This is a genomic window from Streptomyces sp. Je 1-4 4N24, from assembly GCF_026239515.1.
In the GTDB taxonomy this organism is placed as follows: Bacteria; Actinomycetota; Actinomycetes; order Streptomycetales; family Streptomycetaceae; genus Streptomyces; species Streptomyces nigrescens.
On the sequence record NZ_CP110836.1, the window covers coordinates 5373716 to 5388653 of the forward strand.

General features: G+C 70.2%; 16 protein-coding genes, 1 tRNA gene and 1 riboswitch. Of the genes, 8 read left to right on the forward strand and 9 right to left on the reverse strand.

Going from position 1 to position 14938, the window contains the following annotated elements:
* Positions 1-402 precede the first annotated feature (402 nt).
* The gene (locus tag SLV14N_RS23605; RefSeq protein ID WP_259670479.1) at positions 403-621 is read left to right on the forward strand and encodes a hypothetical protein; all 219 of its coding nucleotides are present in this window, start codon (positions 403-405) and stop codon (positions 619-621) included.
* A 209-nt stretch (positions 622-830) separates the two neighbouring features.
* A complete protein-coding gene (locus SLV14N_RS23610; RefSeq protein ID WP_259670480.1) occupies positions 831-1043 on the forward strand; it encodes a hypothetical protein in 213 nt (70 codons plus the stop codon).
* A 272-nt stretch (positions 1044-1315) separates the two neighbouring features.
* Here SLV14N_RS23610 and SLV14N_RS23615 read toward each other — a convergent pair whose 3' ends face one another.
* On the reverse strand, positions 1316-2785 hold the full coding sequence (locus SLV14N_RS23615; protein ID WP_263270951.1) for an ATP-binding protein: 1470 nt from the start codon (positions 2783-2785) through the stop codon (positions 1316-1318).
* 511 nt (positions 2786-3296) lie between these two features.
* On the opposite strand from SLV14N_RS23615, the gene SLV14N_RS23620 reads away from it, so the two are divergent.
* Positions 3297-4118: a hypothetical protein gene (locus SLV14N_RS23620; RefSeq protein ID WP_263270952.1), complete on the forward strand. Its 822-nt coding sequence runs from the start codon at positions 3297-3299 to the stop codon at positions 4116-4118.
* A gap of 96 nt (positions 4119-4214) precedes the next feature.
* Positions 4215-4337, forward strand: a riboswitch (cobalamin riboswitch).
* 212 nt (positions 4338-4549) lie between these two features.
* Here the strand turns inward: SLV14N_RS23620 and SLV14N_RS23625 are convergent.
* The 3 genes from SLV14N_RS23625 to SLV14N_RS23635 all read right to left on the reverse strand — a co-directional run bounded on the left by SLV14N_RS23625 (position 4550) and on the right by SLV14N_RS23635 (position 5326).
* Positions 4550-4625: transfer RNA gene (locus SLV14N_RS23625), tRNA-Arg, on the reverse strand.
* A 189-nt stretch (positions 4626-4814) separates the two neighbouring features.
* Positions 4815-5129, reverse strand: a complete 315-nt coding sequence (locus SLV14N_RS23630; protein WP_263270953.1) for a hypothetical protein — start codon at positions 5127-5129, stop codon at positions 4815-4817.
* Entirely contained in the window at positions 5126-5326 is a 201-nt protein-coding gene (locus SLV14N_RS23635; RefSeq protein ID WP_263273437.1) for a hypothetical protein, read from the reverse strand. The genes SLV14N_RS23630 and SLV14N_RS23635 overlap by 4 nt, the downstream gene beginning before the upstream one ends.
* Before the next feature lie 67 nt (positions 5327-5393).
* Between SLV14N_RS23635 and SLV14N_RS23640 the strand changes: the two genes are divergently transcribed.
* Both SLV14N_RS23640 and SLV14N_RS23645 read left to right on the forward strand, forming a co-directional pair.
* Complete coding sequence (locus tag SLV14N_RS23640) at positions 5394-6062, forward strand: TetR family transcriptional regulator (RefSeq protein ID WP_263270954.1); 669 nt, start codon at positions 5394-5396, stop codon at positions 6060-6062.
* Between the two features lie 231 nt (positions 6063-6293).
* Entirely contained in the window at positions 6294-7247 is a 954-nt protein-coding gene (locus SLV14N_RS23645; RefSeq protein ID WP_263270955.1) for an IS481 family transposase, read from the forward strand.
* Here SLV14N_RS23645 and SLV14N_RS23650 read toward each other — a convergent pair.
* On the reverse strand, positions 7244-8491 hold the full coding sequence (locus SLV14N_RS23650; protein ID WP_263270956.1) for a M6 family metalloprotease domain-containing protein: 1248 nt from the start codon (positions 8489-8491) through the stop codon (positions 7244-7246). The two genes, SLV14N_RS23645 and SLV14N_RS23650, sit on opposite strands and share 4 nt — an antisense overlap.
* A gap of 500 nt (positions 8492-8991) precedes the next feature.
* Here SLV14N_RS23650 and SLV14N_RS23655 point away from each other — a divergent pair, with 500 nt between their 5' ends.
* The gene (locus tag SLV14N_RS23655; protein WP_263270957.1) at positions 8992-9654 is read left to right on the forward strand and encodes a TetR/AcrR family transcriptional regulator; all 663 of its coding nucleotides are present in this window, start codon (positions 8992-8994) and stop codon (positions 9652-9654) included.
* Positions 9655-9819: 165 nt separating this feature from the next.
* Positions 9820-11358: an MFS transporter gene (locus tag SLV14N_RS23660; protein ID WP_208683381.1), complete on the forward strand. Its 1539-nt coding sequence runs from the start codon at positions 9820-9822 to the stop codon at positions 11356-11358.
* Between the two features lie 93 nt (positions 11359-11451).
* On the opposite strand, the gene SLV14N_RS23665 is transcribed toward SLV14N_RS23660, so the two are convergent.
* Both SLV14N_RS23665 and SLV14N_RS23670 read right to left on the reverse strand, forming a co-directional pair.
* A complete protein-coding gene (locus SLV14N_RS23665) occupies positions 11452-11949 on the reverse strand; it encodes a MarR family winged helix-turn-helix transcriptional regulator (protein WP_018091188.1) in 498 nt (165 codons plus the stop codon).
* A gap of 163 nt (positions 11950-12112) precedes the next feature.
* Positions 12113-13162, reverse strand: a complete 1050-nt coding sequence (locus SLV14N_RS23670) for a questin oxidase family protein (protein ID WP_263270958.1) — start codon at positions 13160-13162, stop codon at positions 12113-12115.
* Between the two features lie 209 nt (positions 13163-13371).
* Between SLV14N_RS23670 and SLV14N_RS23675 the strand changes: the two genes are divergently transcribed.
* Positions 13372-13935: a pyridoxamine 5'-phosphate oxidase family protein gene (locus SLV14N_RS23675; protein WP_263270959.1), complete on the forward strand. Its 564-nt coding sequence runs from the start codon at positions 13372-13374 to the stop codon at positions 13933-13935.
* A gap of 15 nt (positions 13936-13950) precedes the next feature.
* Here SLV14N_RS23675 and SLV14N_RS23680 read toward each other — a convergent pair whose 3' ends face one another.
* Together SLV14N_RS23680 and SLV14N_RS23685 are read right to left on the reverse strand one after the other, a co-directional pair.
* On the reverse strand, positions 13951-14154 hold the full coding sequence (locus tag SLV14N_RS23680; protein WP_263270960.1) for a hypothetical protein: 204 nt from the start codon (positions 14152-14154) through the stop codon (positions 13951-13953).
* A 98-nt stretch (positions 14155-14252) separates the two neighbouring features.
* Positions 14253-14816 (reverse strand): hypothetical protein, encoded by a 564-nt coding sequence (locus SLV14N_RS23685; protein ID WP_263270961.1) that lies wholly within the window; start codon positions 14814-14816, stop codon positions 14253-14255.
* Between the last annotated feature and the right edge of the window lie 122 nt (positions 14817-14938).

Below are 14938 nucleotides of genomic sequence, written 5' to 3' on the forward strand. Positions count from 1 at the left end.
GGGTGACACCGGGCGGCCATGACAGTGCTGGTATCCCACCTCCGGGACGACGAGGGCGAATGGTGGCCTGCGGCACCGGCCGACAACCTCGTCGCGGCACACACCACGGTCTGGGCGTAACGCTTCAGTCGCCGACCTGTGTGATCGCCACCGTGAGTCGCCAAGTGAACCATCCGGACCAGGGAGCCGGGAGGCACAAGTTCACGTCGGTCATGAACTGACCGAGGGAGAAAGTGGCCTTGACCGGAGACTCGATGTGGATCACGCCGTTCGCGTCGTGCGCCCTCCGGCCTCGTTTCCGCCGCAGCTGCCGTCGCCGCTCTGCTCGCGGCCGTTCTGACCGCCTGCACAGGCGGTTCCGGCAACGGCACCACCGGCTCGGAGACTTCTCCTTCCGAGGGAATGGCCCTCAGCCATATCCATGGGCTCGGCGTCGACCCCGCGGACGGACAGCTGTACGTCGCCACGCACGAGGGCGTCATCGCCGTGGCGGACGACGGCTCCTCCCAGCGGGTCAGCGACACCGCCGACTACATGGGCTTCACCGTCGCCGGCCCCAAGACGTTCCTCGGCAGCGGTCACCCCGCCGAAGGCAGCGCGACCACGCCAATCGCGGCCTGATCAAGAGCACCGACGCAGGCAAGACCTGGAAGACCCTCTCCCTCGGCGGCGAAGTCGACTTCCATGTCCTGGACTACGCCCACAACACCATCTACGGCTACGACAGCACCGGTGGCCTCCTGCGCGTCAGCAAGGACGGCAAGACCTGGGACAAGCGCGCCGAACTCGCCGCCCTCGACATCGCTGTCAGCCCCAACGACCCCGACATCGTGCTGGCCACCACTCAAAACGGCATCGCCAAGAGCACAAACGGCGGCAAGAGCTTCAGCCGCGGCGCCGGGCCGGTGATGGCCTACCTCTCGTGGACCAAGCCGGACGCGCTGTACGGCATCGACCCCACCGGTGCACTGCACCGCAGCACCGACGGCGGCGCACCTGGAAGAAGACCGCCACCGTCCCCGGCGGTCAGCCCCAAGCCTTGACTGCCGTCGACGCCAACCGAGTCCTCATCGCAACCCAGGACGGCGTCTACGAATCCCGCGACGGCGGCCAGACCTTCACCCAACGCTTGCCGGTCACCCACACCACCGACGACTGACCATCGGCCCGACGAGGAGCAGCTCCTAGGGAGTTGAGCCAGTGGCCGTTTTCGCAGGTCAGCAGACTGGGAATGAGCGTGAGCTGAGGCTCTCCGCGACGCCAGTAATGGTGGAGGTCATGTTCTCCCGGTACAGGGGCGGTGACTGCGACCGGGTCAGTCGCCGTGGTAGAGGCGAACTGGATCGATCAGCTGGATAGCGGGGTCGTTCTCGGCGAGGTGGCGCAGTTCGTCGGTGAAGCCGGTGCCGCTGTAGCACTGCAGCTGGGTGACGTCGGTGGCGGTGCCGCGCGCGGTGAGGAGAGCACGGATGTGCTGGAGACGTTCGAGGTGGCCCTTTCCCATGACGTCGTTCCATTTGGCTTCGCCGATGGCGAGTAGTGTTTCGCGGCCGCTGTCGGTCTCGCCATGGACCGCGACGTCGACTTCGTGGCTGGTCTTCGCGGCAGGATCGTTGACGGTGCCGCTGGCGACTCTTGTGACCTGCCCGCCGTGGGTTGCGGGGGACGCGTGCCAGCGGGCCCATTCGCGGCAGACCTGTTCGAAGTGCGGGCCGACAACCTTGCTGCGGAAGGTGGACTGGGCGCGGCGCCAGACGGCGGGGGCGCGTCCGGGGCGTTCCAGATCGCCCCAGGCGGGGCGCATGACCGCGTGGTAGAAGGCGATGAGAGGTTCGGCGATGCGGTAGGCGGAGCGGTTGCGGCGGAAGGCGTCGGCCTCGTGCGTGATCATGCCGACGCCCTGGAGGACGCTGAGCGGGTGGGCGAGGTCAGTGGACTTGCGGCCGAGGTAGTCGGCGATGCCGCCGCGTGCGGCGTTTCCGGCGGCGATGGCGGCCAGGACGGAGTGGTAGAGCGCGGTGTCGTGAAGGTCGGGTTCCTCTGCGAGCAGGTAGCGGGCCTCGCGGAAGAGCGGACGGGCGGGATTGAGGACGGCGCGGGTGACCCAGGCGTCGAAGTCGTGGGGCCCGGCGGGGGCGTCGCCCTGGGTGAACTCGCGGCGGTAGGCGGGGGTGCCGCCGACGATGGCGTGGGTGAGCAGTGCGGTGCGCGGGTCGGTGATCTCCCAGAACTCGGCGGCGAGGCGGAAGTCCAGGGTGGGGACGACGAGTTCCAGGCCGGCGCGGCCGCGCAGCGGGGCGTTGCCGGCGAGGAGTCCGCCCATGAAGGACAGGGCGGAGCCGCACAGCAGGAGCCGTACGGGGGTGTTGGTGTGCTGGGCGGCGGGATCGAGGGCGCGCTGGATGATCGAGGGGAGGGCGGGGGAGGCCTTGGCGAGGAAGGGGAACTCGTCGATGACCGCGATGGTGGGGCCGCCCCTGTCGGCGATGCGCATGAGTTCCGTGACGGCCTCGTCCCAATGAGTGAAGCGGAACGGGGTGGGCTGGTCGCGGTGGCGGGCGAGGGCTTCGCCGAACTGGCGCAGGGCGTCGGTTTCGGTGGTCTCGGTGGCGGTGAACATGAAGCCGCCGCTTGCCCGCGTGACGGCGTCCAGGAGGAAGGTCTTGCCCTGGCGGCGGCGGCCGGAGACCACGCCGAGGGTGGCGCGCGGGCCGGGCAGGGCGGCGAAGCGGGTCAGCTCGGCCCACTCGAAGTCGCGGTCGAACATCTCGGCAGGTTTGTCCACGGCACACCTCTACATGGATAGGTGCGCTTATTATATCTGGACTTATTCAAGAGTCCATTCGTGCGTCCGGGCCCGGCGTTGGCCGGACGGTGGCGAGGGCAGGGATCGGGGCTGGTGGGGGTGGTCACCGCGATCGCGGATCACCGTGGAACGGTCCGGCCGCCTTGCACCTTTGAAGTGCCAACCCGCCAGCCGTTCGAACCGGCATCGCTGTCTCGCTGGTCGCGAACGTCGCAGCCGTTTCCTGCAGTCAGCTCACGGCGGACAGGTGATGCGCCCCGGCCGCCCGCCGCCCACCCCGCAGAAAGGGATCGCCGCAGTCGCAGTTCCTGCTCCGCCCGGGCACGTTGCCACGTATCTCGCTGCTTCTCCTTCGCGCGCCGTCGTTCCTGGTTGCGTTTGCCCACTGCGGTACCTCGTGCTCGCGGAGGTGTTGCCGTCTCCGCACCGAACGTAGTGGCCAGGGCCGCCCGCTCGCCCACTCTCCCGGGGGGTGCGCTTGAATGACCGCATGGCTGTGGTCATGGACGAGGGGACGGTGTACGCGTTCGCCGACGACACCGAGGTCACCGAGGGGCGAACCCTGCTCGCCGACGGTGCGGTGATCGAGGCGGAGAGCGAGTCCCGCGGCATCGGCGGCCTGGTGCGGGACGGCTCGGGCGCCGCTCGCGGTGTATGGGTGCAGGTCGTAGGCCGGGAACTGACGGCGGAATGCGACGGCCCGTGCGCCCTGGCGTCAGGACGCTTGTGCCGGCATGCCGTGGCACTCGCCCTGCACGCCGTCGAACGGCGCCTGCCCTGGCACGCCGCACCCGTCGACGACACCCCCTGTGCCCCCGGCGAAGCCCTGGACGCACTCACCGCCGTGGAGAAGGCCGCGGTGCTGGACCGGCTGCTGGATGCTCGGCCCGAACTGCGCGCAGAAGCAGACCAGTTGGCCGTCCACTTGCTCGCCCCGCGTGCCCGCGTCGAACTGACCGCCCTTCAGGAGGGGACGGCGGCCGAGGTCGAGCAGGCCCTGCGCACCCTGGACAGCGACCATCTGAGCACCGGCTATCGCCCGGGCTTCGGGTACACCGACGTATACGAGGCCGCGAGCCGTCTGATCGAGCCGATCATCGAGCAGTACGAGGCCGATGTCCGTCGCCGTCTGGCGCTGGGCATGCCTGACGCGGCCGAGGCCGTGGCCCTCGGCGTACTCGACGGCCTGGACGCCTGCGAAGGCGACTACGACGGCGACGAGGTGCTGTGCTACGCCGGGGAAAGTCGCGCCGAGACCTACGGGTACAAGATCCGTGAACTGATGCGCACCGCAGGCCGAGCCGTGGAGTAGACCCGCCCTATCCCTTCACGTGTCTCACCGCACAGCCGAGGGCTCGGCGCGGTGGCGCGTTGTTCCGGGACGCTTCCGGCCGACAAGGGACAGCGGAACGAGGAACCCGGTGAGGTTCCGGCACGGTACCGCCACTGTGCAGGGGGGCGACTCTCCGTCATGGCCGCGGCCCCGTTCGGGGCGGGATCGGGGAAGCGTTGATCCCGAGTCAGGGCACTCACGCCGTCGCACCTCGACGAACCGGGGCAGATTTCCCCGAGAACGGGCCGCGCCCCTGGCGGTCAAGACGTGGGTGGCCGTCAGATCACTAAAGGACGTCCGAAGTGCGAATAATGTGCATTTCAATGTTCCCAGGGCGTTCCCATTGCACACCTGAAGGCCTTCCAGAGAGGTTCCCTGCAAGGCCTTCAGTGTGCTGACCTGCAATTTTGTGGTGCCCCCGGCAGGATTCGAACCTGCGACACCCGCTTTAGGAGAGCGGTGCTCTATCCCCTGAGCTACGGAGGCATGGGGTTGAACCCCTGACAGGGTAGCTGATGTGTTCGCTGCTGATTGCTTGTGTGGGGGATATGGGGTGGTGGGCGTGGCCCACCGGGGGAGCGGTGGGGGTGTGGTGGGGCGTGGGGATGGCGGTGGCCTGTTGAGGGCCACCGCCGTTGTGGTGTTCGGGGTCGGGCCGAGCCCGGCTTCCGGGTGTCAGCTGCCGATGTGCCAGCTGACTGTGCCGTCCGTGGTGACGAGGAGGGCGAGGAGGAGCAGGTCGGCGGCGCCGAGGGTGATGCCCAGGAGGGCGCGGCCGCGGCGGGTGGTGCCGCGGGCCAGGGCCAGGCCGCCGAGGACCAGGGCGCAGGGGCCGAGGAGGAGGTTGAGGACGAGGGTGCCGAGCAGGCCGAGGATGAAGGAGGCCACGGCCATGCCGTCCGCTTGGGAGTGGAGGCGGGAGGTGGCCGGGCCCGTGGCCTTGGCCGGTGTGGTCGGAGTCGTCCGCAGGGCTTCGCTGAGCGTGGTCATCGGGAGGTCACCTCGTCGTGGTGGCGGCGTTCGCGGAGGAAGAAGACGAGCAGCCAGCCGGCGATGACGGCGGCCGCGACGAGGGTGACGGGGACGGGGATGTGTGCCGCGGTGCCCAGCAGGATCCCCATCAGGAGGAGGGCTGCGACGAGGAAGAGCATGATCTTCCTTTCCGGTTCCAGAGGACAGTTGTTCACTCAGTTCCTTCAGTCTACGACCGTCTCCGGGTGGAGTAGTTCGGAGAACGGTTGTTTACTGGATGACATGAGTCACAGTCTTGGAGTCCGGCAGGCCCAGAAACAGAAGACCCGTCAGGCGTTGCTCGATGCGGCGCTCGGGCTGCTGGAGGAGCAGAGCCTGAGCAGCCTGGGGCTGCGGGAGGTCACGCGAGTGGTGGGGATCGCCCCGACCGCGTTCTACCGGCACTTCCGGGACATGGGTGAGCTGGGTGTCGCCCTGGTCGAGGAGGCGCTGGGGAGTCTGCATGTGATGGTGCGGGCGATCCTCGCCGAGCAGGACGCGGCCGAGGAGCGGATCGACCGCACGGTCGCGGTCGTGGAGCAGCATGTGCGGCACCATCCGCTGCACATCCGGTTCGTGGCGCGTGAGCGGCACGGTGGGGTGCGGGCCGTACGGCAGGCCATCGCGGGGGAGCTGGACCGGTTCGCGGAGGAGGTCGCGGCGGCGCTCAAGTCCCAGCCGGTGTCGGGGGGGTGGCGCGATGACGATGTGCGGATGCTCGCCGAGCTGTATGTGGACCGGTTGGTGACGACGGCCGCGGCACTGCTCGATGCCGAGGCGGACGGTGCGGAGGGGGCGGCCGAGCAGGTCGTACGGGTGGCGCGCCGTCAGCTGCGGCTGATCAGCATCGGCCGGCGGCACTGGCGGGAGGAGGGGAGGGGGGAGGCGGGAGGAGTGGTGTGTGGGGAGTAGGAGCAGAAGGAGTGGAAGGAGCAGTGGGGGGAGGGGTGTACCTGGGCGTACCTGGGCGTGCCCGGGCGGCGGTGGTTAGGGCCTGTCCCCTGGGTCAGGGGCGGCCAGGCCCTAGTTGTGCTGTCCCGGCACGTTGGTGACGCGACATGCCCTGGCTGGTGCTTGAACGAGGTGAGGGCCTTCTGGCTCGGTGGGGATTGCGACATCTACCGCCGAGTGCAGGAGGCCCTCGTGATCCACCGTAACGCCCCGCTGACGCCGACCGGAAGGCTGCGTCTGGCCCGGTGCGTCGTCGACGACGGCTGGCCGCTGCGCCGGGCCGCAGAACGCTTCCAGGTCAGCCACACCACCGCTGCACGCTGGGCCGGCCGCTACCAACTGCACGGCCGGGCGGGGATGAAGGACCACTCCAGCAGGCCCCACCACCAGCCTCACCGCACGTCCGCAGCGGTGGAGGACAACATCGTCCGCATGCGACGCGAGCACCGGATCGGCCCACTGCGACTGGCCGCCCGCGCCGGCGTCGCAGCTTCCACCGCCCACCGGATCCTCACCCGCCGCGGCCTGCCGCCGCTGGCCGCAGTGGATCGGGCCACCGGTGAGCCCGTCCGCCGCTACGAACGCGCCCGTCCCGGCGAGCTGGTCCACATCGACGTCAAGAAACTCGGCCGCATCCCCGACGGCGGCGGCCACAAAGTCCTCGGCCGCGCGGCCGGACGCAAGAACCGCAACGGAGCCGGGCTTGCCTACCTCCACACCGCCCTGGACGACCACACCCGCCTGGCCTACACCGAAGACCTCCCGGACGAGAAGGCAGGCACCTGCGCGGGCTTCCTGACACGGGCCACGGCATGGTTCGCCGCCCGCGGCGTCACCGTCGAACGCGTCCTGACCGACAATGCCTGGTCCTACAGCAAGAACACCTGGCGCCAGACCTGCCGCGACCTGGGCATCCAACCGCGCTGGACACGGCCCTGGCGCCCCCAGACCAACGGCAAGGTCGAACGCTTCCACCGCACCCTGCTCGACGAATGGGCCTACCACCGGCCCTACACCTCAGACGCCGAACGGCAGGCAGCGTTTCCCGACTGGCTGGACTGGTACAACTACCACCGACCCCACACCGGCATCAGCGGCCACACCCCAGCCAGCCGCGTCACCAACCTCTCCGGACAGCACACCTAGTCGCGTGCCGGGGTCACCCGTACGCGATAGGTGCCGTCCGGGTTTTCCGTCAGGACGGTGACGGCTGCGCCGGTGGTGCGGTCCGTGTAGGTGTCGCCGGGCTGGAAGGTGGCGTCGGTCAGTTCCGGGTCGACGTATTTGTTGTCGCGGTAGCAGCCGCCGCTGTGCGGGGTGGCGTCCACGATGCGGAGGGGGCCGCGGCCCGAGGGGACGCGGGTGGCGACGCGGTAGATGAGGATGCCGGGGCGGCAGACCGTCGGGTCCAGCAGGCCGCGGGTGCGGGCCTCGGCGACCAGGGCGGTGTGGGGGGAGGTCGGGATGACGACGATCTTTGTGCCGCCGGGGGCGGAGACCGGGGTGAGGGTGTGTTCGCCGGGTGTCCCGTGGCGTGGGGCGCAGTGCACCTGATCGGCGGAGAGCCAGCCGAGCTTCCACTTGTGCCAGCCGACGAAATCATTGCTCGGCCCCCAGTCCTCGTCCATCGGGTCCCAGTGCCCTGCGGGGGCCGGAGCGTCGCGGCCGTCCGTGAAGTAGAGGTCGGGCAGGCCGAAGCTATGGGCGTTCTCGTGGTTGAGGACGCGGAAGGCGCTCACCCCGGTTTGCCGGCTCCAGATGAAGGACGCATTCCGGAACGGCACCCCGTCGGCGGTCTTCAGCCCCATGTCACCGCCGCTGAAGGTGACCGAGAGGACCGTACGGGTGGCGGGCGGCCCCGCGTTGGGGGTGGCGATGATGTTGATGACGTCGTAGTCGCGGAAGTCGACGAGCGGGTCGACGGCGCGTACGACATCCCGGGAGAGCGCGTGATAGCCGCCGTCCGAGGCCGGGTCGAAACCGGCGCCGCGCTGGATGCCGTACGCAGCGAGCGGCCGTGACATGCGGATCCACCGGAGCAGCGGCCTGGGGCGGTAGGTCAGCCTGCCGTACGAGCTGGTGCGGAAGTAGTCCGTCGCGGCAGGGAAGAACTCGGCGAAGCGGGCGCGGGGGGACATCGTGGCGCGGGCGTCCGGGAAGTCGATGAAGAGGGTGAGCGCCTCTACGGTGCCGGACGAGTGGGAGAAGCCGGCGGGGGTGTCGGCGGATTCGGCGACGTCGTCGCTGATACCGCGCAGCGCACACGGGCCGCTCGGCGGGGCGCCGGGCGCGGAGGGTATGGCCACGGCGCTGGGCGGTGAACCCAGGGCTATCGCCGCGGCTGCGGTGGCCGCGCCTGCGGCCAGGACCGCGGAGACCTTGTGCTTCATATCGATCACCTTGTGTCGACGGGTGATCGCTCGCGCGCGGGGTTACGTCAACTGGAGGCATGCGGGGGCCGGGTGGGGCGGTCCCGGCCCGGGTGGCCTCGGGGCGCGCCTGGGGCGGCCCGCAGGTTGGGACGGCCCGGGGCCGGGGCGGCGGCCCAGAGGCTGGGGTCGGCCGGAGTGAGGCCGGAGTGAGGCCGGAGGTCGGGCCTGGGGTGCGTGGGGAGGGGCGGCTGGCGGGGGTGTGGGTCAGCTCACATGGGTGGCGTGAAATATCCGGGGAGGGTTTCCCCGTTTAACCAGGCGTCCGGATGAAACGGGGAACCTCTCCCCGGTTCGTGCCGGTCGCCGGAGCAGCCACCGGAGTGGTGACCGGAGCAGCCAACGGAGTGGTGACCTGATCGGGCGCCGGGGCAGTGTTCCGGAAAGCCAGGTTCCGGAAAGTCAGGTTCCGAGAAGTCAGGTTCCGAGAAAGTGCCGGAAGATGAGGGGAGTGCGCTGCCGTGACCGCCGTCGCCGCATGCGCGAAGTCCGGGAAGCAGGGGCAGCAGCCCCGACTGCGGGCCGATGCCCTGCGCAACCGGGAGCGGATCATCGCCGCCGCCCGCGAGACGATGGTCGAGTTCGGGGCCGAGGTCCCGCTCGATGAAATCGCCCGACGCGCGAGTGTCGGCAACGCGACGCTCTACCGTCACTTCGCGGATCGCCTGGAGTTGATCCACCACGTCACGCTCTCCGTCATGTCCCGTACCGCGGACCGCGCGGAGAGTGCCCTTGCCGAGGAGTCCGATGCTTTCCAGGCGCTGAGGCGCTTTGTTCACGCCGCGGTGGAGGAGCGGATCGGGGCGCTGTGCCCGTTGCTCTCCGACGGCATCGACCGGGACCACCCCGATCTGCTCGCGGCGCGCGGGCGTCTGGAGGCGGCCGTCGAGGCCGTCATGGGCGCCGCACGCGACAGTGGGCAGCTGCGTACCGACATCGCCGTCGGTGATCTGATGGTCGCGGTCACTCAGCTCACCCGGCCGCTGCCGGGCAGTGGCTGTCCGGACTTCGACCAGTTCGTGCACCGGCATCTGCAGCTGTTCCTGGACGGTCTGCAGGCGCCGGCCCGCTCCGAACTCCCTGGCGCCGCCGCCACTTTGGACGACCTGAGGCGCCGCTCGTAAGTCGGGGCGCACCGGTCCGCCTGCCCCCTCCCGTCTCCTCCCGCCCGTCCACGTCCGTTCCGTCCCGATCGTCTTCACGTCCGGTCCGTCGCTTCGCCGACGGCCGCCTCATCCGTCCCGTTCTTCGCTCTTGTTCGCTCACTGCACCAGTAGGTGGATCCCGCCATGCCTGAAACAGCCCCATACGCTGATCCGCGGCGCTGGAAAGCGCTGATATTCATCGCTCTCGCCCAGCTGATGGTCGTTCTCGACGCGACCATCGTGAATATCGCGCTGCCCTCCGCCCAGCAGGATCTCGGTATCTCCGACGCCAACCGGCAGTGGGTGATCACCGCCTACGCACTGGCCTTCGGCGGTCTGCTGCTCTTCGGCGGGCGCGTCGCCGACCTGTGGGGACGGAAGCGGACCTTCATCGTCGGGCTCGTCGGATTCGCGGTCGCCTCCGCGCTCGGCGGGGCCGCGGCCGGTCAGGGGATGCTGCTGGGTGCCCGTGCGCTGCAGGGTGTTTTCGGCGCGCTGCTGGCACCGGCCGCGCTGTCGCTGCTGGCGGTGACCTTCACCGAGGCCAAGGAGCGCGCCAAGGCGTTCGGCATCTTCGGCGCGATCGCCGGTGGCGGCGGCGCCGTGGGGCTGATCCTCGGCGGGGTGCTGACCGAGTACATGAACTGGCGCTGGACCTTCTTCGTCAACATCCCGTTCGCCGTGGTCGCCGCGACCGGCGCGTTCCTGGTCATCCGTGAGCCCGCGGAGGGCCGTAACCCCTCCCGGCTGGACATCCCCGGCGTCATCCTGGCCACCCTCGGTCTGGTCTCGCTGGTCTACGGGTTCACCCGCGCCGAGTCGGACGGCTGGCTGGCCGGCCCGACCCTGGGTCTGTTCGTCGCGGCCGCGGTGCTGCTGCTGGCGTTCGTGCTGGTCGAGTCCAAGGTGAAGGCTCCGCTGCTGCCGCTGCGGGTGGTCACTGACCGGAACCGTGCCGGTGTCTACGCGTCGCTTGGCCTGGCCGTGATCGGCATGTTCGGTCTCTTCCTCTTCCTGACCTACTACCTGCAGATCGTGAAGGGCTACACACCGGTCACCACCGGTCTGGCCTTCCTCCCGATGATCGTCGGCATGATCACCGGCTCGACGCAGATCGGCGCCCGGCTGATGAACCGCGTCCGGCCGCGGCTGCTGATGGCGCCCGGCTTCACGGTCGCCGCGCTCGGCATGCTGGTGCTGACCCAGATCGATCTGGACACGTCCTACCCCGCGCTGATCCTGCCCGGCTTCCTGCTGATGGGCCTGGGTATGGGCACGGCGTTCATGCCGGCCATGTCGCTGGCCACGCACGGCGTCCAGCCGCGCGACGCCGGTGTCGCCTCCGCGATGGTCAACACCTCGCAGCAGGTGGGCGGCGCGATCGGAACGGCCCTGCTGAACACCATCGCGGCCGGCGCCACCACCGCGTACGCCACCTCGCACGCGGCCGGTGCGCGCTCGGCCGACCTGCTCAAGCTCCAGTCGATGGTGCACGGCTACACCACCGCCATCTGGTGGGCGGTCGGCATCCTGGCCCTGGCGGGCGTGATCGCCTACACCTTCATCAACACCGGGCGGCCGGGTGCCGGTTCGCCGGTGGCCTCCTCCGCCGACGGCGAGAGCACGGTCCTGGGCTCGTCCGAGGGCGACGGTGAGGTGCAGGTTCCGGTGATGGTGCACTGAGCCGAGGGGGGCGGGCCGTACGGCGTCCCGCCGTCGGCTCGTCCGGCTCCCGCGCCCGCACCGGCGTCGGCCACTTCCGGTTCCGCTGATCCGTCAGCGCAGCCAGGGGAGGTCGGCGCCTTTCGGTTGCAGTCCTTCGGTCATCACTTGGCAGATCTCGGCCAGTTGGCCGACCTGCTCCGGGGAGAGGCGGTCGAAGATCGCGGAGCGTACGGCGGCGACATGTCCGGGGGCGGCCTTCTCCAGGACCCGCATTCCCTCGTCGGTGAGGAGGGCGTTCTGGCCCCGCTTGTCGGAGGGGCAGTTCTCGCGCCGTACCCAGCCGTTCTTCTCCAGGCGCGCGACCGCATGCGAGAGCCGGGAGCGGGTGATCTTGGCGTTCTGAGCAAGCTCGGTCATCCGCATCCGGCGCCGCGGTGCACGGGAGAGCTGGACGAGCAGGCCGTAGTAGACATGCGGCATCCTGGCGTCCCGTTGCAGCTGGCGGTCGAGGTGGTCCTCCAGGAGCGTGGTGGCGTGGAGGTAGCACTGCCAAGCGAATTGCTCCTCGTCGCTGAGCCAGCGCGGCTCGGCTGCGGGTTCGTTGCTCATACCATCCACTCTCTCACCACTCGGAGAGTTATTTAAGTTTTAACAAGGTCGAATTACCCCCAAATCTCCAGACGCTTGAACATTCAAGTATAGGCCCAGGCGAATGCTGTGGTCGCGCGCGCCGACTACTGCCAAGTGTGACTCCGCGGAGTGGCAATGTGCGTCATGCGTCGTGGTCGATCAGTTCCACCGCGTTCAGGGCTGCCGACAGGGCGCGGGTGTCGCCGTCCTCGGAGGCCGCGGCGACGTCCAGGGCGGTGTCCGCGAACTTGATCGCATGCTCGTTGCCGTGGGCGACCGCCCGCGCGAAGACCTCGTCGGGTGTGACCGCGGCGGCGTCCGGTGCTCGACGCGGGGTGTCCGCGGCGTAGAGCGTGGTGATCGCCGAGGCCGCCGCCCAGGCCGCCGCGAACGAGCTCGCCCACAGTTCCCGGGGGAGCGCCGGCAGGGTGCGCAGCACCGCGTTCGGCGCGGTGGCGGCGTGCACCAGCATGATGCCGTTCCCGTGGCCGTGGTCCGCGTAGTTGAGGGTGGCGGCGCGCACGAGGGCGGTCAGGCCCGCGCGTGCGGCCTCGGGGTCATCGGGGAGGTGCAGCGACTCGGTGGTGCTCAACCAGCCGGGAGTGGTCAGTAGTTGGGCGTAGCCGTTCAGCGGTGTCACACGCCGTTCGGCGATCCGGGGGAGGGCGGACAGCGCCTCGGCCGGGGTGGCGCTGCCCGCGGGGTGCACCGTCGCGGGCAGGAGCAGATGGCGGGCGGCCCAGTAGCCGAGGGCATGGGCGAACTCCGCAATCCTGGCGGCGTCCTCACCCTCCGTCAGGAGGCTGCGTACGGCATGGCCCACGCGGATAACGGGGTGGGTGGCGGCGCCGGCGATACCGGGCAGCAGCCGCGGCCACCACTCGGCGAGGAGCTCGCGCCAGGGGCGCTCGGCGACCCGCCCGGTGAAGTACCGCGTCCAGTCGGTGACCCGGCCCGGATCGCCCAGCGCCTCCTGCCAGTTGGCGTCGGTGATACGGGCTCGGGGGGACGGTACGTCCTCCAGCTTGTGCGCATAGGCGTCGAGCCAGCGGTGGACGGTGCGGGCCTGGCCGTTGCGGACCATGGCTTCCACGGCCATCGGTCCGTGGTTGCTCAGATAGCCGCTGAACTCGGGGCCGGAGGTGTGCAGTCGTAACAGGGCTTCGTCGAGTGTGCCGCTCGTCGTCTCCATGGCCCGAGGCTAGGTCGGCGGGGCGGCGCCGCGTAACGGCCTTCCGTCCTACACCGCTGGTCGGCCGCGGCTTACGGCGCTGGTCGTAAGGCGGGGGCGGGGTGGTTCCGGGGAGTGCGCCGGTGCCGCGGTGCCCCTGGCGTCACCGGGCCCGCCTCCCGCGTCCATACCGGACAGGAGATGTCGGGTATCGGGGGGAGGGTGCCGTCATGACGGGTGAGAGCAGAAGCCGGGAAGGCATCGGGAGCGGTGCGGGCGACGATGGCGGTGTCGGCGGTGCGGTCGGCTGGTCGGTGGTGGAGGCGGTGGTGCCGGAACTCGCCGGGCGGGTCCGGGAGCGGTTCGGGGCGTACCGGCACCACGTCCTGGCGACCCTGCGGAAGGACGGCGCACCGCGGCTCACCGGGCTGGAGGCGGACTTCCGCCACGGGGAACTGTGGCTGGGCATGATGGTCGGCTCGCGCAAGGTGTCCGATCTGCGGCGCGACGCCCGGTTCGCGCTGCATGCCAATCCGGGGCCGGGCGCCGATCTGGCCGGTGGCGATGTACGGGTGTCCGGGCGGGCCGTGGAGGTGACCGACCGCGCCTTGGTCGCGCGCTATGCGGCGGCGGTGAGGCCGCCGGAGCCGTTCCATCTCTTCCGGGCGGAGCTGACGGAGGTGGTGCGTACGTCCACCGAGGCTCCGTATGTGGTGGTGGAGACCTGGTCGCCGGGACGGGCGCCGCGCACCCTCCGGCGGAGGTCGGACGATGCGGCGCTGCAGGTGGAGTGAGGGGCGCCCCGGGACTCAGCCGACGTTGCGGGACCCGGCGCGGCCGTCGTCCGGTTCGAGGTGCCAGCTGATGATGCGGCGCGGATGGACGCGGATCACGTCGTTGCTGAAGAAGTCGGGCGCCATCGGAGGCGCTTCGAGGGTCAGCAGTTCGGCACGGCCGCGGATCTCCACTCCGCGGCCCCAGCCGGGTGCGACCGGGTCGTCGGCCGGCGCCATGTCGTCGATGAGCAGGGAGACTCCGGGACGGGCCTGGGCGTTGCGGTTGAGGTCAAGGGGGTGGTGGCGTCACCGGTTGAGGGCAGGGGGTGGTGGCGTCAGTGCGTGGCCACCGGCAGCCGGTGCGTCCGGTCGTCCCGGTGGTGGGTCTTGTGCGGACGGTGCAAGCCGTGCGGCTCGCGGGTGCGGTGGGTGCGGAAGACGTAGAGGGCGGCGACGAACATCACGGCGCCCATGGTGAAGCCGAAGGCGGACGATTTGAGGATGGTTTCGCCGCCGAGGCTGTAGGCCCAGCCCATCGAGCAGCCGAAGAGCGCACCGTAGGCGGTCGCCCGGGTCTCGGTGATCAGGGACGACTGGAAGTGGGCCACCACCAGCCCCAGGGCGCCCGACACCACGAACGCGGCCAGCCCGTACAGCATGGCCGGGCCGCCCTTGTCGCCGGCGGTGTGGGTGCGGAAGATGACGAAGAGGCCGAAGGCGAGCGCCGTGATGATCGGCAGCGAGACGGTCGGCGGGATGCGCCTGGCCCGTTCCTTCATCCCGGCCATTCCCGGGGCCGGCCGCGGGGTACGGGCGGTGGTCGTCGCGCCGTGTTCGGGTTCGACGGTGCCGTGGGAGCGGGCGGCCCTCGCGCCGTGCCGCTGGGCGTGCTGGTCCATGGCGGGCTCCTCTCGGTTTCCCCGCTGCCCCCTCCTGTCCAGGCGACACCCGGGCGCCGCCCGCGGCAACCGGAACGGCGGGTACCGGAAGCGGGCGTGCTGCGGCGGGGAGCCGGTGGCGA